The sequence below is a fragment of the Aminobacter sp. MET-1 genome (assembly GCF_026521175.1).
GTDB lineage: Bacteria > Pseudomonadota > Alphaproteobacteria > Rhizobiales > Rhizobiaceae > Aminobacter.
Genome location: NZ_JAMSHL010000005.1, coordinates 150732 through 169252, shown reverse-complemented (window position 1 = coordinate 169252; position 18521 = coordinate 150732). Strand labels below are relative to the sequence as shown.

Annotated in this window: 15 protein-coding genes; 11 read left to right on the top strand and 4 right to left on the bottom strand. The window is 63.5% G+C overall.

What is annotated here, in order from left to right:
- Positions 1-5: 5 nt before the first annotated feature.
- From NDO48_RS09470 to NDO48_RS09460, 3 genes are all read left to right on the top strand, one after another.
- Positions 6-1277 carry a beta-ketoacyl-ACP synthase gene (locus NDO48_RS09470; RefSeq protein WP_018428326.1) on the top strand — a complete coding sequence of 424 codons (1272 nt, stop codon included), beginning with the start codon at positions 6-8 and terminating at the stop codon, positions 1275-1277.
- A gap of 90 nt (positions 1278-1367) precedes the next feature.
- Positions 1368-2396 (top strand): zinc-binding dehydrogenase, encoded by a 1029-nt coding sequence (locus NDO48_RS09465; RefSeq protein WP_018428327.1) that lies wholly within the window; start codon positions 1368-1370, stop codon positions 2394-2396.
- A 52-nt stretch (positions 2397-2448) separates the two neighbouring features.
- Complete coding sequence (locus NDO48_RS09460; RefSeq protein ID WP_018428328.1) at positions 2449-3408, top strand: lipid A biosynthesis lauroyl acyltransferase; 960 nt, start codon at positions 2449-2451, stop codon at positions 3406-3408.
- 6 nt (positions 3409-3414) lie between these two features.
- On the opposite strand, the gene NDO48_RS09455 is transcribed toward NDO48_RS09460, so the two are convergent.
- From NDO48_RS09455 to NDO48_RS09440, 4 genes are all read right to left on the bottom strand, one after another.
- Positions 3415-4329, bottom strand: coding sequence for a dimethyl sulfoxide reductase anchor subunit family protein (locus NDO48_RS09455; protein ID WP_267321385.1), 915 nt, complete (start codon positions 4327-4329; stop codon positions 3415-3417).
- 3 nt (positions 4330-4332) lie between these two features.
- The gene (locus NDO48_RS09450; RefSeq protein WP_267321384.1) at positions 4333-5094 is read right to left on the bottom strand and encodes a 4Fe-4S dicluster domain-containing protein; all 762 of its coding nucleotides are present in this window, start codon (positions 5092-5094) and stop codon (positions 4333-4335) included.
- A 169-nt stretch (positions 5095-5263) separates the two neighbouring features.
- The gene (locus tag NDO48_RS09445; RefSeq protein ID WP_267321383.1) at positions 5264-8104 is read right to left on the bottom strand and encodes a molybdopterin oxidoreductase family protein; all 2841 of its coding nucleotides are present in this window, start codon (positions 8102-8104) and stop codon (positions 5264-5266) included.
- A gap of 405 nt (positions 8105-8509) precedes the next feature.
- Complete coding sequence (locus NDO48_RS09440; RefSeq protein ID WP_018428332.1) at positions 8510-8935, bottom strand: L,D-transpeptidase; 426 nt, start codon at positions 8933-8935, stop codon at positions 8510-8512.
- A 307-nt stretch (positions 8936-9242) separates the two neighbouring features.
- Between NDO48_RS09440 and NDO48_RS09435 the strand changes: the two genes are divergently transcribed.
- From NDO48_RS09435 to NDO48_RS09400, 8 genes are all read left to right on the top strand, one after another.
- On the top strand, positions 9243-10844 hold the full coding sequence (locus NDO48_RS09435; protein ID WP_267321382.1) for a flavin monoamine oxidase family protein: 1602 nt from the start codon (positions 9243-9245) through the stop codon (positions 10842-10844).
- Between the two features lie 50 nt (positions 10845-10894).
- A complete protein-coding gene (locus tag NDO48_RS09430; RefSeq protein ID WP_026227270.1) occupies positions 10895-11308 on the top strand; it encodes a c-type cytochrome in 414 nt (137 codons plus the stop codon).
- Positions 11309-11372: 64 nt separating this feature from the next.
- On the top strand, positions 11373-11873 hold the full coding sequence (locus NDO48_RS09425) for a RidA family protein (RefSeq protein WP_040456756.1): 501 nt from the start codon (positions 11373-11375) through the stop codon (positions 11871-11873).
- Positions 11874-11987: 114 nt separating this feature from the next.
- Positions 11988-13268 carry an acetylornithine deacetylase/succinyl-diaminopimelate desuccinylase family protein gene (locus NDO48_RS09420; protein WP_018428336.1) on the top strand — a complete coding sequence of 427 codons (1281 nt, stop codon included), beginning with the start codon at positions 11988-11990 and terminating at the stop codon, positions 13266-13268.
- Between the two features lie 137 nt (positions 13269-13405).
- On the top strand, positions 13406-14887 hold the full coding sequence (locus tag NDO48_RS09415) for an ABC transporter substrate-binding protein (protein ID WP_267321381.1): 1482 nt from the start codon (positions 13406-13408) through the stop codon (positions 14885-14887).
- A gap of 197 nt (positions 14888-15084) precedes the next feature.
- Positions 15085-16032 carry an ABC transporter permease gene (locus NDO48_RS09410; protein WP_018428338.1) on the top strand — a complete coding sequence of 316 codons (948 nt, stop codon included), beginning with the start codon at positions 15085-15087 and terminating at the stop codon, positions 16030-16032.
- Positions 16029-16898, top strand: a complete 870-nt coding sequence (locus NDO48_RS09405) for an ABC transporter permease (protein ID WP_267321380.1) — start codon at positions 16029-16031, stop codon at positions 16896-16898. The genes NDO48_RS09410 and NDO48_RS09405 overlap by 4 nt, the downstream gene beginning before the upstream one ends.
- Entirely contained in the window at positions 16895-18514 is a 1620-nt protein-coding gene (locus tag NDO48_RS09400; RefSeq protein WP_018428340.1) for an ABC transporter ATP-binding protein, read from the top strand. Before NDO48_RS09405 ends, NDO48_RS09400 begins: the two co-directional genes overlap by 4 nt.
- The last annotated feature ends 7 nt before the right edge of the window (positions 18515-18521 follow it).

The following is an 18521-nucleotide window of genomic DNA, read 5'->3' as shown; positions in this document are numbered from 1 at the left end:
AGAACATGGCCAATCTGAAGGATCATCTCGGCAGACCAGTGGTCGCCGTCACCGGTATCGGCGTCGTCACCTCGCTTGGTGTCGGCAAGGCCGACAACTGGGCAGCGCTGACCGCGGGCAAGTCGGGCATCCACCCGATCACCCGCTTCCCCACCGAGCTGCTCAACACCCGCATCTCCGGCATGGTCGATTTCCTGCCGTCGAGCACCAAAGGCGCCAGCGCCCTGACCTACGAGCTGGCCGAGACGGCAGCACGCGAAGCCGTCGAGGAAGCCGGTTTTGCCGGCGGCGATTTCGACGGCCCGCTGTTCCTTGCCTCCCCGCCGGTCGAGCTCGACTGGCGCGACCGCTTTGCGCTTTATGCCGGCGACGACGAAGGCTCGGCCTCGGAGCGCCTGCTCAAGGTAGCGGGCAACCAGAACTCGCTCGATATGTTCGAGACGTCGCAGTTCGGCTCGATCGCCGATCGCCTCGCCGACCGCTTCGGCACGCGCGGCCTGCCGATCACCACCTCGACGGCCTGCGCCTCGGGCGCCACCGCCATCCAGCTCGGCGTCGAGGCGATCCGTCGCGGCGAATGCGACCGCGCACTGTCGGTCGGCGCCGACGGCTCGGCAACCGCCGAGGCGTTGATCCGCTTCTCGCTGCTGTCGGCCCTTTCGACCAACAATGACGTGCCCGAAAAGGCATCGAAGCCCTTCTCCAAGGACCGCGACGGCTTTGTGCTGGCGGAAGGCTCTGCGGCGCTGGTGCTGGAATCGCTCGAAAGCGCGCTTGCCCGCGGTGCCGAAGTGCTGGGCATCCTCAGGGGCTGCGGCGAAAAGGCCGACGATTTCCACCGCACCCGCTCCAAGCCCGACGGCTCGCCGGCCATCGGTGCGGTCAAGGCAGCGCTTGCCGATGCGGGCCTCAGCGAAGACGAGATCGACTACGTCAATGCCCACGGCACCTCGACGCCCGAAAACGACAAGATGGAGCATCTGTCGCTTTCGACCGTGTTCGGCGAGCGTATCCGCAAGATTCCGGTGTCGTCGAACAAGTCGATGATCGGCCACACCCTGTCGGCAGCTGGCGCCATCGAGGCCGCCTTCTCGCTCATGACCATGCGCGAAGGCGTCATTCCGCCGACCATCAACTACGACAATCCCGATCCCTCGATCGAGCTCGACGTGGTGCCGAATGTGAAGCGGAAGGCCGAGGTTCGCACCGTGCTTTCCAACTCTTTCGGCTTTGGCGGCCAGAACACCTGCCTTGTCATGGCGCGGGAACCGGTCTAAGCGACCGCCTACACGAAATTAGGCACTGCGACGCCGCTTGGGCATCGAATGCGATGCGCGGGCGCCGCAGCGACAAGGATTAGCGACACCATGCGCGCATTGCAGCTCGTTGAGGACCGCCGGCTCGAGCAGGTCGACATTGCCCCGCCGCCGCCTCCAGGCCTCGGCGAAGTCACGCTCCGCATCAAGGCGGTTGCCCTCAACCACATCGACGTCTGGGGCTGGCGCGGCATGGCGTTCGCCAAGCGCAAGCTGCCGCTGGTCATCGGCGCCGAAGCCTCTGGCGAAGTCGACCAGGTCGGCCCCGGCGTGACCGGCCTTGCGCCCGGCCAGCTGGTGTCCATCTACGGCGCCCGCACCTGCGGCCTGTGCCGCCCCTGCCGCGAAGGCCGCGACAATCTCTGCGAACACGTCTCGGGCGTGCACGGCTTTCATCTCGACGGCTTCGCCCAGGAAAAGATCAACCTGCCGGCGCGCCTGCTGGTGCCGGCCCCTCCCGGCGTCGACGCCGTTGGCGCTGCAGTTGCACCTGTCACCTTCGGCACGGTCGAGCACATGCTGTTCGACAACGCCAAGCTGGAACCCGGTGAGACGATTCTCATCCATGCCGGCGGCTCTGGCATCGGCTCGGCAGCGATCCAGCTCGCCAAGAAGATGGGCTGCACCGTCATCACCACTGTCGGCTCCAACGACAAGATCGAAAAGGCCAAGGCGCTCGGTGCCGACCACGTCATCAACTACCGCGAGGATCGCTTCGAAGGCGTGGTGCGCAAGCTGACCAAGAAGAAGGGGGTCGACGTCGTCTTCGAGCATGTCGGCAAGGACACCTGGGCCGGCTCGATGTTCAGCCTGAGGCGCGGCGGCCGTCTGGTCACCTGCGGCTCGACTTCTGGTGTGTCGACCGAAGTAAACCTGATGATGCTGTTCCAACAGCAGCTGAAGCTGCTCGGCTCCTTCGGTTGCCGCATGGAAAATATGGCCGACGCCATGCAGAAGATGGCCGCCGGGCTGGTCAAGCCTGTCATCGACACTGAGGTCGATTTCGGCTCCATCGACACGGCGCTGAAGCGCATGGAAGGCCGCGACGTCTTCGGCAAGATCATCCTCCGCATCGACTGAGGATCGTTCCGAATTGCCCCGCAGGAAGGCCAGCAAGATTCCCAACCCCACGATGATGCGCATCATGGGGCGGCTCCGCATGCTCAACTACTGGCTTGTCGCCCAGGTGGCACTGGTGGTGCTGAAGCTGCTTCGACTTCTGCCTGTCGACAGGGCGCTGAACTTCGCCGACCGGGCAGCCCGCACGGTCGGCCCCTGGGTCGGCCGCCATGGCGTCGCCGTCGACAATCTGCGCAACGCCTATCCGGAAAAGAGCGACGCCGAGATCGAGGCCATCGCCCTGGACATGTGGGGCAATATGGGCCGGCTGGGCGCGGAATACATCTTCCTCGACCAGATCTTCGATTTCGACCCCGCGGCAAAGACGCCCGGTCGCATCGAGGTGTCGGGCATCGACCATTTCCTGGAGATCGCAGGCGAAGACAAACCACACATCGTCTTCACCGCCCATCTCGGCAATTTCGAGCTGCTGCCGATCGCGGCCGCGACTTTCGGCATGAAGATCACCGCCCTGTTCAGGCCGCCCAACAATCCCTACCTCGCCGAATACATCCTTTCGAGGCGCACCTCGAACATGGGCGACCTGCTGGCATCGCAGCGCGGCGCCTCATTCGCCCTCGCCGGCATCCTCGACCGCGGCGGCAATGTCGGCGTGCTCGTCGACCAGAAGTTCAATCGCGGACTGAGGACGACCTTCTACGGCCGCGAATGCGAGACCAACCCGGTGCTCGCCATGCTCGCCCGCCACTATGACTGCGACGTCTACCCGGCCCATTGCATCCGCCTGCCTGGCAATCGCTACCGACTGACGGTGGAGGACAAGCTCGCGCTGCCGCGCCGCGAGGATGGTGCAGTCGATGTCCAGTCCCTTACCCAGATGCTCAACGACACGGTCGAACGCTGGGTGCGCGAGGATCCCGGCCAGTGGATGTGGTTCCACAAGCGCTGGATGCTCTCGGACGGCAAGCCGCGCAAGGCGAACAAGGCCGGCAAGCTGGCTGCCGACTCCTGATTATCGTCAGTAGTAGTTCATGACCGCGTGCTTGGCCTCGGCGAAGAACAGCCAGCGCTCGGTGACGACGCCGAGCGCATAAAACGCCACCGCCAGCACCGATGCGGTGACCGCCACGGCGCCCGCGCCTGAGAGCATCGCGACCACCAGCAACAGGATCGGCACGGCTCCGCCCGATATCATCGCAAGCTTCGACAGCTTCAGCGCGTGCTTGCGCGCGACCTTGAAGCCCATTTCGCGGGTGAGGTAGTTGTCGTTGATATGCGGCCGCTCGAACAGCCTGACGCGTCCGATACCGCTAAGACCGGTGGCGGTCTCGGGCGTCGACAAAGACGATAGCGTGCGCAGCCGGATCCACCAGAGATGCTTGGCGGACCAGGCGGCGATGACCGCTATGATGCCCACTATCGCCGGCACGACTGTGCTGCTGCCTGCGATGGCGGCGAATGCCGTCGCGAGCACAAGCCCGCCGGCGGCTGCGAAAAGCAGGTAACAGAGCGGCGTCGCTTGCGTGTTCCAGCCCTGAATGGACCGCAGCGAGGCATAGATCATGCCGGTGCAGTAGACGGTTACCGCGCACATCACGGCCCCGACGACGCCAACTGCCGGCACGTAGCGTCCGTCGATGACGGCAAACCAGGCCGAAAGCGCCAGCGGCACGAAGGTCGCCAGCGCCATCACACCCTCGCGCGACAGCCAGCTCGAACGCCATTGCGACAGCGCCCGCCAGGCGCGCTGCGGATTGCCGAGATGCAGCGTCGACGCCAGGAGCCCGCCCGAGATCATCGCCAGCGCCAGCACATGGGCGAGTTTGGTGGCTACGGCGGAGGGATCGAGCAGGCCGAGCCCGAGCATGGCGGCCAGTCCGTAGCCCAATCCCGAAAGCGTGGTGAAAATGATGATGGAAGGTGCTGGATGCATGTTTCAGATTCTGTCCAGCATTCCATCGAGCCAGGCAAAGAAGCCCCTAGCCCCGTCGGTGTTTTCAGCAAGCATGGCAGCACTTGCGGCGAGCGACTTGCGCGGGCGTGGCGGCAGATATTTGTTGGTCGGGCGCGTACCCTGCTCCGGCATCAGGTCGAAACCGCCGCGTTCAGCGACCATGCGCGAAACGTCAGAGCCGGGATCTCCAAGATCGCCGAAATGCCTGGCGTTTACCGGGCAGGTGCGCACGCAGGATGGGATGCGATCGACTTCCTTGAGCGTCTCATTGTAGACGCGGTCGACACAGAGCGTGCACTTCTTCATCACCCCGGCTGCGAGGTCCATCTCGCGCGCACCATAGGCGCAGGACCAGGCGCACAGACCGCAGCCGATGCACTTGCTCTCGTCGACGAGAACGATGCCGTCCTCGGCTCGCTTGTAGGAAGCACCGGTCGGGCAGACGGTGACGCAGGGCGCATCCTCGCAGTGCAGGCAGGATTTTGGGAAATGCACGATCCGGGCGTCGCCCGCCTCGCCGATCACCTGGCCGCCCTCGGGCACGACCTCGAATGTGTGGATGCGATTGAGGAAGGTGCCCGAGACATCGGCACCGTAAGGCTCCTGGTCCGACAGCGCCGCGCCGTAGCCGCCGGTGTTCCATTCCTTGCAGCTGATGACGCAGGCATGGCAACCGACGCAGACATCGAGGTCGATGACCAGCCCTAGTTTCTTCGGCGTCGGCAGTGACGGCAGGCTGGTCATGAGCCCTCACTTCCTTCTCCCCGTTCACGGGGAGAAGGTGGTCCGAAGGACCGGATGAGGGGCAGAGCGAACCTGCGGCGATTACTCTGCCCCTCACCTGCCTGCCGGAATCCTCTCCCTGTGAACGGGGAGAGGAGACTTGTCCGCAAGGTCTTGCCCGACATTCCCCTCATTTTGCCCACTCCTGGCCGTAGCGCAGCTCTTCCGCATACCGCCGCCGCTGCGCTACCGCCGAAAAATGCGGCTCGCTGACCGTTGCAGGCTCGGCCTTCTCGATACGCACGCGCAGGTCGTACCAGGCGGCCTGCCCGGTGATCGGGTCGGAGTTCGACCAGCGCATCCCGTCGCCCTTGGGCGGCAGAAGCTCGTGGATCAGATGGTTCATCAGGAAGCCTTTTTGCGCTTCCGGTGCATCGCGATCGAGGGCCCATGCCCCTTCCCGCTTGCCGATCGCGTTCCAGGTCCACAACGTGCTGGAATTGACCGCCTCCATGCGCGCGATCTCGACCTTGATGCGGCCGTGATGCGAGATGACCCAGACCCAGTCGCCCGTCGAAAGCCCGTGCTGATCGCAGATCGCGCCGGGCACATAAAGCGGGTTTTTGGTGTGGATCTGGCGCAGCCAGGCATTCATCGAGCCCCAGGAATGGTACATCGCCGCCGGCCGCTGGGTGATGGCGTGATAGGGGTATTCTTCGCCGCTCACCACCGCTTCCTCGAACGGCCGATACCAGACCGGCAGCGGATCGAAGGTTTCGAGGATGCGCTCCCGGTGCGTTTCAGGTGCAAACGGCTCGCGCACACCTTCCGCCGAGAGCACGAATTTCTGCAGCGTCTCCTGGTAGAGCTGGAAGGTCACCGGCTGGGGCGTGTCGAAGAAGCCCATGCGCACGGCAAAATCCTGATAGGCTTGGTTGGCGTGCTTGAAGAACTGCGCCTCCAGCGGAATGTGGGCCGAAAAGAAAGAACCGTTCTCGATGTAGCGTTCCAGCTGTTCGGGATTGGACGCCCCTCGTCCGGCGCGATCGCCTGAACTGCCGCGGAAGCCGGCCAGCGGTCCGATGCCCGGCCGCCGCTCATGGCGCACGATGTAGTCTGCGTAATCCTTGTAAAGCGGCTTTCCGTGGTTGTCGGCGAAGCCCGGCAGCCTCAGACGCGCGCCGAGATCGAGCAGAACCGTCTGGAAGCCGCGCACATCCCGGTCTGGCTCGACCACCGGCCAGCGAATGGCGTCCTGCACGGCATCGGGCTCGGAAATCGGCCGGTCGAGCAGCGAGATGCAGTCGTGCCGTTCGAGATAGGTCGTATCGGGCAGGATGAGGTCGGCGTAAGCGACCATCTCCGAGGAATAGGCATCCGAATAGATGATCTTCGGGATGCGGTACTCGCCTGTATCAGGGTCCTTGTCTTCCAGCATCTTGATGACGCCTGACGTGTTCATCGACGAGTTCCAGGCCATGTTGGCCATGTAGAGGAACATCAGATCGACAGAATATGGATCGCCGGCATGGGCATTGGCGATCACCATATGCATCAGCCCATGGGCAGAGATCGGCGCATCCCAGGAAAAGGCCTTGTCGATGCGCATCGGCCGTCCTTCCGGATCGACCAGAAGGTCCTCCGGTCCCCTGGGAAAGCCGAGATGTGGCCCCGAAAGCGGCTTGTTGGAGCCGAAGTGCTCGGCCTTGCCATGCGGCGTCGGATGAGCGCTGATGGGCTTCGGATAGGGCGGCTCGAAACGGAAGGCGCCGGGACAGTCGACCGCCCCGATCAGCACCTGCAGCATATGCAGCGCGCGCGCCGTCTGGAAACCGTTGGAATGGGCAGAAAGCCCGCGCATGGCATGGAACGAGACCGGCCGGCCGACAAAACTCTCGTGGCGCTGGCCGTTGACGTCGGTCCATGGCTGGTCGATCGAGATCGTCTCCTCGAAGGCGACACGGCCGATCTCGGTGGCCAGCCCGCGGATCGTCTCCGCCGAAACGCCAGTTTCCTTCTCGACCGCCTCCGGCGCATATTGCGGATCGAGATACTTTTCCGCCAGCAACTGGAATGCCGGCACTGCAAAGCGGCCATCCGGCAGCTCGACGCGGCCGTAGAGCCCTGCCCGCGCGCCTGACGTTCCCAGCGGCACCACCTGTTCGGTGACAGTCTCGTGGATCTGTACCTTGCCGTCCTTGTCACGCAGGAACAGCCCGTGTTCGGGCGTGCCAGGCGCGTCGATCACCAGCCATGTCGCGTTCGAATAGCGCACCACGTAGTCGACATCGATTCTTCGCGCCTTGAGCAGTTCGTGCACCAGCGACAGGATCAGCAGACCATCGGTGCCGGGACGGATGCCGATCCAGTTGTCGGCGACGGCCGAATAGCCGGTGCGCACCGGATTGACCGAGACGAAGCGCGCGCCGCGCTTCTTGAGCTTGGAGATGCCGATCTTGATCGGGTTGGAATCGTGATCCTCGGCCACGCCGAACATGACGAACAGCTTGGTCCGGTCCCAGTCGGGCGCGCCGAATTCCCAGAACGCCCCGCCGATGGTCATGATGCCGGCAGCGGCCATGTTGACCGAGCAGAAGCCGCCATGGGCGGCATAATTGGGCGTGCCGAACTGCTGGGCCCAGAAGCCCGTCAGCGACTGCGACTGGTCGCGGCCGGTGAAGAAGGCGAGTTTCTTCGGATCGTTCTGCCTCACGTCGTCGAGCCAGCTGGTCGCAAGCGACAGCGCCTCGTCCCAGGAAATCTGCTTGAATTCACCGGAGCCGCGTGGCCCGGTCCTCAGCATCGGCGCGCTCAGCCGCGCTGGCGCATAATGCTGCATGATGCCGGCGGAACCCTTGGCGCACAGCACGCCGCGATTGACCGGATGGTCCCGATTGCCCTCGATGTAGCGGACCTTGCCGTCCTTGAGATGGACGTCGATGCCGCAGCGACAGGCGCACATGTAGCAGGTGGTCTTGCGTATCTCGTCGGAGACGGGCTCCGAAAGCGCTACGCGCGGTTCCGATTTCATCAGGCGACCTCCCTGACAATGAGTCCTATCGAGTGAGGTCGCGAAAGGAAATGCCCCAGAACGACGCTCCTGGGCAAAATTTGTCTATATCTTCGAGGGAACTTAGGTTGGACAGCTAAAGTCGCGTCGGAAGCCGGAAATGAAAAGGCCGGGGAGTCCCCACTCCCCGGCCCTCTCGTAGGCCCGTCATCCCCGTACCGTCTTCGACGGCGCATCCCCACGCCGCGCTTTCGACATCCACGACCAAGCTTGGTCAGGACGTCAGAATATTGAATGCGTATATATTAGCATCTGACCAAATTAGTCCAAGCGCCTAACGCGCCAATCCCGCCTCGTCAGGCACATTCGCTGCGCCAGTGAGGTAAATCGGCAACTAAGTGGCCAACGTCATAGCTCTCACCTCACCTAATTCGTGACGATGATCCGCGTATTGCCGGCTCCGACCTCGCGGACCAGCGAATAGAACAACGCGGCATTGCCGGTCTGCAAGCGAACGCAACCATGCGAGGCCGGCCGGCCGAGTTGCCGTACGGAGCCGGTACCGTGGATGGCGTAGCCGCCATTGTAGAAGACCGAATAGGGCATCGGCGAATTGTCATACTTGCTCGAATACCACATGCGATGCAGCCGCTTGGGCCGCCAGCTGCCGCGTGGCGTCACATAACCCTTGCGGGCCGTCGACACCGGCCATTGATGGATGACCCTCCCGTCGACGCTGACGGTCATTGTCTGTGTGGCAATGCTGACCCTGGCCACAAGAACATCCGCAAAGGCCTGACAGGGAAATCCCGCCATCGCCAAGCCCGCGGCCATGAAGAGCGTCTTGAACATCTTTCGCCCATCCCCTGAACCAACTGCTTTTCTGCCTTCCAGGAGAAATGGGACCACGAAAGATTATACGGTTGGTAAACCGATCATATGGCGGAAAGCCGCCGGCTTCCCTGAATACTGGCGCCTGAAAATGACCTTTGCCGGCTCCAAACTGGTCCAGCCAGCCCCTATCGCCGCCCTGATCTGGCCCAGTTGACACGCCCGAGCATGGGCATAGGCTGCGTGCTGCAGCTGGAGCCTGGTTCCACGATGCTCCAGCCGGATAACGTGCGGCCCCCGCCCACCGTCGCCCGGAGGATGTCAAATCATGCAACAATCCCAGTATTTTACCGGTATGAGCCGGCGCCAATTGCTGTCCCTGATCGGCCTGACCGCCGGTTCGGCGGCCATGTACCAGGCAATGACCAGCCTGGGCCTCGCCGTTGAATCCGGATACCGAGGACCACCGAAGCTTGAAGGCGACCCCAAGGGCGCTACCGTCCTGATCCTGGGTTCCGGCCTCGCCGGCATGACAGCTGCGCTGGAACTGCGGGCAGTAGGCTACAAGGTTAAGATTCTCGAATACAACAGCCGCTCCGGCGGCCGTAACTGGACATTGCGTGGCGGCGACACCTACACCGAGCTCGGTGGCGCGACGCAGAAATGCGAGTTCGACGAGGGCCTCTACATCAACCCCGGTCCGTGGCGTATTCCCTACCACCACAATGGCCTGCTCGCCTATTGCCGCCGCCTCGGCGTGACGCTGGAACCGTTCCAGCAGCTCAACCACAACGCCTTCCTGCACTCGTCCAAGGCCTTCGGCGGCAAACCGCAGCGTGTCCGCGACATCAAGATCGACTTCCAGGGCCATGTCTCGGAACTGCTGGCCAAGGCTGCCCACACCGGCAAGCTCGAAGGCGCGGTGACCAAGGAAGACCAGGAGATGCTGCTCGAAGCGCTCCAGTCCTGGGGCGCGCTCGACAAGGATTATGCCTATGTGAAGAGCCTTGCGACATCGGAATTCCGCGGCTTTGCAAAGGATCCCGGCGGCGGCCTGACCGCGGTGCCGACGCCGAGCGAGCCGATCGCGCTCAAGGATATATTGAGCTCGGGCCTGTGGGGCAGCCTCGCCAACTTCGCCCTCTACGAGTTCCAGACGACCATGTTCCAGCCTGTCGGCGGCATCGACATGATCGGCAAGGCCTTCACCAAGGAAGTCGGCGACCTCATCACCTACCACGCCAAGGTCACCAAGATTCACCAGGACGACAAGGGCGTGACGGTCACCTATGAAGACCAGCAGAAGCCCGGCACCATGGTCGAGGAAAAGGCCGACTGGTGCATCTGCACCATTCCGCTGACCATTCTCAGCCAGATCGAGCTCAACGTCAGCGCCCCCATGCAGGCGGCAATCGAAGCCGTGCCTTACGCCTCTTCGGTCAAGGTCGGCCTGCAGTTCAAGCGCCGCTTCTGGGAACAGGACGAACTGATCTTCGGCGGCGTCAGCTACACCGACCTGCCGATCACCCAGATCTCCTATCCGAGCACCAGCTTCAACACCAACGGCAAGGGCGTGCTGCTCGGCGCCTACACCTGGAACGGCCCGCACTCCTACGAGTTCACCGCCATGGCACCGGAGGAGCGGGTCAAGCGCGCCGTCGAATACGGCACGATGATCCATCCGCAATACAAGGACGAGTTCGAGAACGGCATCTCGATGGCCTGGCACCGCTCGCCCTTCACCCTTGGCTGCGCCGGCGACTGGACCGAGGAAGCCCGCAAGGAGCACTACGAGAACCTCTGCAAGATCGACGGGCGCATCGTGCTGGCAGGCGAACACGCCTCCTACATTCCCGCCTGGATGGAAGGAGCGATCCTGTCGTCGCTGGATGCGATCACCCGGCTGCATCAGCGCGTCGTTTCGGGATGACGGCCATGGCCTGTCATTCCTCACCCCTCGTTTTCGCAAGGCATGCCACCATGACCCAGCAACACGCACGGCCACTCGGCCTTCTCGTCGCAACGGCATTCGCAACAGCGCTTTCGGCAACCACGGCCCTGGCAGATTCAGCCGGAGCGACGTTTTCCACGGGCGACAAGTTCTCGGAAAAGACCGGCCAGGAGCTTTACGCCAATGTCTGCCAGGCCTGTCACATGGACAAGGGACAGGGCGCAGTCGGCGCCGGCAAATATCCCGCACTCGCCAAGAACACGAATCTCGAAACGGGCGGCTATCCCGTCTTCGTGATCCTGCACGGCCTCAAGGGAATGCCGCCGGTCGGCCAGATGATGTCCGACGATCAGGTCGCCGCCGTCGTCAACTATGTCCGAACCAATTTCGGCAACGACTACAAGGACCCGGTGACGGCAGAGGATGTCGCCGGCGCCCGCTGACAAGAAAGGCCGGGCGGCTTTCCAGGCAGGGCCGCCCGCTCCCCTTCCAAAAAAGGAGACAGAAATGACCAAGATGCGGATCGCCGCCGCCACGCTGCTGGCTGGCGTTTTCATGTCGGGCAGCGCGCTGGCCGAGGACGTCATTCGCCACAAGACGCCGAACTCGGATTTCCCGATCGCCCGCGCCGTGGAAGTGCCGTCGGGCAAGACCACTGTCTATGTCAGCGGCGCCGTCCCTTCGGTCGTCGACGAAAAGGCGGAGAAAGGCAGCCTCGCCGCCTATGGCAACACCAAGACCCAGACCGAATCGGTGCTGAAGTCGATCGACAAGACGCTTGCCGATCTCGGGCTCAAGATGGGCGACGTGGTGAAGATGCAGGTCTTCCTCGTCGGCGACCCCGCTATGGGCGGCAAGATGGATTTTGCAGGCTTCATGGAAGGCTACACGCAGTTCTTCGGTACCAAGGAGCAGCCGAACCTGCCGGCGCGCTCGGTGATGCAGGTCGCGGGCCTCGTCGCACCCGGCTGGCTGGTCGAGATCGAAGTGACGGCCGTGCGCCCCTGACGGAAATCTTGTCCCCGGCTGTCCCTATATCGGGGCGGCCGGCTGTGCTCGACACGCTTGCCGGGATGCGCAAGACTGGCGGTCGACCAAGGCAAACAGGTTCGCGTCAGCAGCATGTATGACAAGCTTTTCAAGACTATAGACGATCGTCGTGACGAACTGGCGGAACTGACGGCAGAACTGATCCGCTTCCCCACCATCAATCCGCCCGGCGACGCCTATGGCCCCTGTGCCGATTATCTCGGCAGGCGCTTGGAGAAACGCGGCTTCGGCGTCGAATATGTTCGCGCCGAGGGTACGCCCGGCGACACCGATCGCTATCCGCGCATCAATGTCATCGCCCGCTTCGACGGCAGGTCGAAGGGACAGACCGTCCATTTCAACTCGCATATCGACGTGGTCGAGGCAGGCGAAGGCTGGACGGTCGATCCCTTTGCCGGCGTCATCAGGAACGGTCGCGTCTATGGCCGCGGCGCGTGCGACATGAAGGGCGGGCTTGCAGCCTCCATCATCGCGGCCGAAGCCTTCATGGACGTCAATCCCGATTTTCCCGGCGCCATCGAGATTTCGGGCACGGTCGACGAGGAATCGGGCGGGTTCGGCGGCGTCGCCTATCTCGCCGGCAAGGGCTATTTCTCCAGGCCTAAGGTCGACCACGTCATCATTCCTGAACCGCTGAACAAGGACCGTATCTGCCTCGGCCATCGGGGTGTGTGGTGGGCCGAGATCGAGACCAAGGGCGAGATCGCCCATGGCTCGATGCCCTTCCTCGGCGACTGCGCCGTCCGCCACATGGGTGCGGTGCTCGAAGCCTTCGAACGCGACCTCTTTCCAGCGCTCGACCTCAAGACAACGCGCATGCCGGTGGTGCCCGAAGGCGCCCGGCGCTCGACCATGAACATCAACTCGATCCATGGCGGCCAGACCGACGACTTCCGCCCCGGCCTGCCCTCGCCCAACGTTCCCGACTCCTGCCGGCTGACCATCGACCGCCGCTTCCTGCTGGAAGAAAAGATCGACGACGTGAAGCGCGAGGTGACCGGCATCCTCGACCAGCTGAAACGCGAGCGGAAAAAATTCGACTACGAGATCCGTGACATCATGGAGGTCCAGCCGCTGATGACAGAGCGCGACGCCCCGGTTGCCTCGGCTATCGCCGAGGGCATCAGGGCGATCTTCGACAAAGAGCCCGAATATGTCATCTCGCCCGGCACCTACGACCAGAAGCATGTCGCCCGTATCGGCCATTTGTACGATTGCATCGCTTACGGTCCTGGTATCCTCGACCTCGCGCACCGGCCCGACGAATGGGTGGGCATCGACGACATGGTGCAGTCGGCCAAGGTGATGGCTGTCGGCCTCGACGTCTTGCTGCGTGGCCGGGCCAAGGGCTGATCAGCCAAGCAAAACAGGAACATGGCGCCGGAATTTCATTCCTGTTCCGGCGCTGCGATTGCAACAAACATGATTTACTCGGCCGGAATTTCGCGCTTCTATCCGGCCCAACCAAGTCCAAGCGGGGGAGACATCAGATGAAGCAGTGGAAGACCATTCTCGCGGCCGCCGCGATCGCGCTGGCGTCGAGCACCGCCGCAATGGCTGCGCGCACCGACCTGGTGCTTGGCATGCCGCTGGAGCCGCCGCATCTCGACCCGACCGCCGGTGCTGCCGCAGCGATCGACGAAGTGCTCTATGCCAATGTCTTCGAGGGACTGACGCGCATCGGCTCGCGCGGCGAAGTGCTGCCCGACCTGGCCGAGAGCTGGACAATCTCCGATGACGGCAAGGTCTATACCTTCAAGCTTCACACCGGTGTCAAATTCCATGACGGCAGCGACTTCGACGCCTCTGATGTCAAGTTCTCGCTCGACCGCGCCCGCGGCGAAAACTCGGTCAACGCCCAGAAAGGACTGTTCGCCGCCATCGATACCGTCGAAGTCGTCGACCCCGCGACGGTCAAGGTGACGCTGAAGAACCCGCTCGGTTCGTTCCTCTACAATCTCGGCTGGGGCGACGCCGTCATCGTCGCGCCGGAGACGGCTGACACCAACAAGGAAAAGCCTGTCGGCACCGGGCCGTTCAAGTTCCAGAACTGGGCCAAGGGCTCGTCGATCACGCTGGTCAAGGCCGACGGCTATTGGGGCGATCCGATCGCGCTCGACAAGGCCGAGTTCCGCATCATCCCCGATGCCGCCGCCGCCGTGCCGGCACTTCTGTCGGGCGACGTCCAGGCGCTGCCCAATTTCGCGCTCGGCGACGCACTTGCCCAGGTTCGCGCCGACCCCAGGTTCAAGGTGGTGATCGGCACAACCGAAGGCGAGACGGTCCTGTCGACCAACAACAAGCGTCCGCCCTTCGACAACCTCAAGGTGCGCCAGGCGATTGCCCACGCCATTGACCGCAAGGCGCTGATCGACGGCGCAACGGGCGGCTTGGGCACCCCGATCGGGTCGCATTTTGCCCCGCATAATCCTGCTTATGTCGACCTGACCGGCACCTATCCGTACGACATCGCCAAGGCCAAGGAACTGCTAAAGGAAGCGGGTTTCCCCGACGGCTTCAAGGCGACGCTGAAACTGCCGCCGGTCGGCTATGCCCGCCAGGGCGGCGAAATCATCGCCTCGCAACTGCGCGAAATCGGCATCGACCTTAAGATCATCCCAGTGGAATGGGCCGACTGGCTGAAGCAGGTGTTCACCGACAAGGACTACGACCTGTCGATCGTCTCGCACACCGAGCCCAACGACATCGATATCTATGCCCGCAAGGACTACTACTTCAATTACGACAACCCGGCCTTCAACAAAGTCATCGATGAGCTCAACTTGACCTCCGACGAGGCCAAGCGCACCGAGCTCTACAAGCAGGCGCAGAAGATCCTCGCCGACGATGCCGTCAACGGTTTCCTGTTCGAACTGCCCAAGGTCGGCATCTGGGACGCCAAGGTCGAAGGCCTGTGGGAGAACTCCCCGATCCAGGCCAACGACCTGACCAAGGTGAAGTGGGTGGATTGATGACGAAGCGGCGCACCTCCGCCGGTGCGCCACACTCCAGCCCGCGGACGCGACATCCCGCCATTCGAACATGAAGGTTCGAATGGCCAGTCTCACGGCCACTCTTTCTGGGGGCATCACAAGAACCCTGTGAACAGACACCGCTGCGCAACCTGTGCGAGCTTTCGGAGCGGTGTTTTCTCGGGCAGTTTGAGCCAATGACCGCATACCTGCTCAAACGCCTGTTGATCGGAGCTGCGACCCTCGTCGTCGCCTCGGTCGTGGTGTTCCTGATGCTCGAGGTGGTGCCTGGCGATCCTGCCCGGCTGATGCTCGGCATGAACGCCAGCGATGCCCAGGTCGAACTGCTGCGCGAGCAGATGGGGCTCAACCAGCCACTCATCCTGCGCTACCTCGAATGGATCCGCGGCCTGCTGCAGCTGGATTTCGGCAAGTCCTACACCTACTCGGTGCCGGTCATCGACCTGATCAGGGAAAGGCTCGTCGTCTCGCTGCCGCTTGCGCTGATCTCGCTGACACTCTCGACGTTGATCGCAATCCCCGTCGGGCTGTTCGCCGCCGCCCGGCGTGGCAAGCCTGCCGACACAGCCGCGATGGCCGCAGCACAGGTGGGGGTCGCCATGCCCAATTTCTGGTTCGCGCTGCTGCTCGTCTACATCTTCGCCGTCTGGCTACGGCTTGTTCCGGCGGGCGGCTTCCCAGGCTGGAGCGCAGGCATGTGGCCAGCGCTCAAGGCGCTCATCCTGCCGGCGGTCGCACTTGCCTTGCCCCAGGCCGCGATCCTCAGCCGCGTTACCCGCGCCGCCCTGGTCGAGGTGCTCGGCGAGGACTACATCCGCACCGCCCGCGCCAAGGGCATGCCGATGCGGGCAGTGCTCTGGCGCCACGCCCTGCGCAACGCCATGATCCCGGTGTTGACAATCATGGGCCTGCAATTCGCCTTCCTGCTCGCCGGCACCATCATCATCGAAAACGTCTTCTACCTGCCCGGGCTCGGCCGGCTGGTGTTCCAGGCCATCACCCAGCGCGACCTGATCGTGGTGGAAAGCGTGGTCATGCTGCTGGTCGCGACCGTCGTGGTGGTCAATCTGCTCGTCGATCTCTCCTATGCGCTGGTCGACCCGCGCCTGAGGACACGGCAATGACCGGCGCCGTCACCCACCAACAGCATGGCTGGAGCGGCTTCATCAGGCGTGCCTTGTCCAACCGTTCTTTCGTCATCGGGCTTTTCATCACGCTCATCGTCGTTGCGATGGCTGTGATTTCGTTTTTCTGGACGCCGTTCGACGTCGCCAAGCTTGTCGTCGCCGACCGCATGCAGCCGCCCTCCTCCGAGCACTGGTTCGGCACCGACCATTTTGGCCGCGACGTGGCGTCGATGATCATGATCGGCTCGCGCAATTCGATTGCCGTGGCGCTGGTCGCCGTTGGCATTGGCATGGGCATCGGCGTGCCGCTGGGCTGCTGGGCGGCCGCGCGCGGCGGCTGGGCCGACGAGGTGCTGATGCGCTTCAACGACGTTGTCTTCGCTTTCCCCGCCCTGCTCTCGGCCGTCATGATAACAGCCGTCTTCGGACCCGGTGCGATCAACGCCATCATCGCCATCGGCATCTTCAACATCCCGGTTTTTGCCCGCGTCGCGCGTGCCGGCGCGCTGTCGATCTGGCCGCGCGAATACATCCTTGCGGCCCGCGCCTCCGGCAAGGGCCCCGCACGCATCACCGTCGAGCATATCCTGCCCAATATCGCCAACCTGCTGCTGGTCCAGGGCACCATCCAGTTCGCGCTCGGCATTCTGGCCGAGGCCGGCCTGTCCTATGTCGGGCTCGGCACTCAACCGCCGATGCCGAGCTGGGGCCGCATGCTGTTCGATGCCCAGACGGTGATGATGGTGGCGCCGTGGCTCGCTTTGTTCCCCGGCTGCGCCATCCTGCTCACCGTGCTTGGCCTCAACCTGCTCGGTGACGGCATTTCCGACATCTTCGATCCGCGCGCGAGGCGTCGCGCATGAGCCTTCTTGCGATCGAAAAGCTGCGCCTGAAGATCGGCAACCAGCTTGTGCTGAACGACGTGGACATGTCTATCGCGCCCGGTGAGGTGATGGGGCTCGTGGGCGAGTCAGGCTCGGGCAAGTCGATGACCGCGCTTGCCGTCATGCAGCTCGCACCGGCCAACGCCCGCATCAAGGGGCGCATCACCTTCGACGGCACCGAGATCCTCAATGCGACCGAACAGCAGATGTGCGCGCTGCGCGGCGACGATATCGGCATGGTGTTCCAGGAGCCGATGACGGCCTTGAACCCGGTGAAGACGATCGGCGCACAGGTCGCCGAGGGCATCAGATGGCACACCCGGGCCAGCCGCGCCGAGGCGGAAGCGCTTGCGCGGAAGATCCTTGACCGCGTCGGCATGCCAGAACAGAAATTTCCGCTGTCGCGCTATCCGCACGAACTGTCGGGCGGCCAGCGCCAGCGTGTGGCGATTGCCATTGCCTGCGCGCTCAAGCCCAAGCTTTTGATCGCCGACGAGCCGACGACCGCACTCGACGTCGTGTTGCAGGCGCAAATCCTCGACCTGCTGCGAGAACTCGTCGCCGAGAACAAGATGAGCCTGCTGTTCATCTCGCATGACCTGGCCGTGGTCACCGAGATGGCCGACAGGATCACCATCCTGAGACAGGGCCAGGTGACCGAAACCGGAGACACGGCGCGTACGCTTTCGGAAGCCAGCCACCCCTACACGCGCCAGCTGGCGCTCGCTTCGATGCATATGCCGCTGCGGACCAAGCCTTATGTCGATGACAGCGAGAACCTGCTCGAGCTCACCAATGTGACGCGCGACTATCCCGGCCGACGCCGGTCGCTGTTTTCCAGGCCGGAGCCTGTGCGCGCAGTGGACAATGTATCGCTGACGATGAAGCCGGGCGCGTCGATTGCGCTGGTCGGTCGCTCCGGCTGCGGCAAATCCACGCTCGCTCGCATGATCCTCGCCCTCGACAAGCCGACCTCCGGCACCATCAGGTTCCGCGGCCTCGACATCACCAAGGCAAGCGACGATGAGTTGAGGCGTCCGCGCCGCAACATGCAGGTCGTCTTCCAGGATCCCTACGGCTCCTTCGACCCGCGCCACACGGTGGAGCGCCTGGTGGCCGAGCCGCTGTACCTGCTCGACCGGCGGCTCAACCGCAAGGAACGCCGTGAAATGGTCGCCAAGGCGCTGCACGAAGTCGGTCTTGGCCGTGCCGACATGGAGAAATACCCGCACGAATTCTCAGGCGGCCAGCGCCAGCGCCTGTCGATCGCCCGCGCCATCATCACCAGGCCAAAGCTCATTGTTGCCGACGAGCCCGTCTCGGCCCTCGACGTGTCGATCCGCGCCCAGATTCTCGATCTTTTCGCCGAGTTGAACCACCGCCTCGGCATCAGCTACCTGTTCATCACCCACGACCTGACCGTGGCGCGGGCCATCACCGACGACGTGCTGGTGATGCATGAAGGGCGCATCGTCGAGCGCGGCAAGACATCGGAGGTGCTCGACCACCCGCAGTCTGAGGCGGCCCAGGCGCTGGTTTCGGCAGCGCCTGACCTGCACCGGGCCATCGCCCGCCGCCTTCAGGAACAGGGGTAACCGGCCG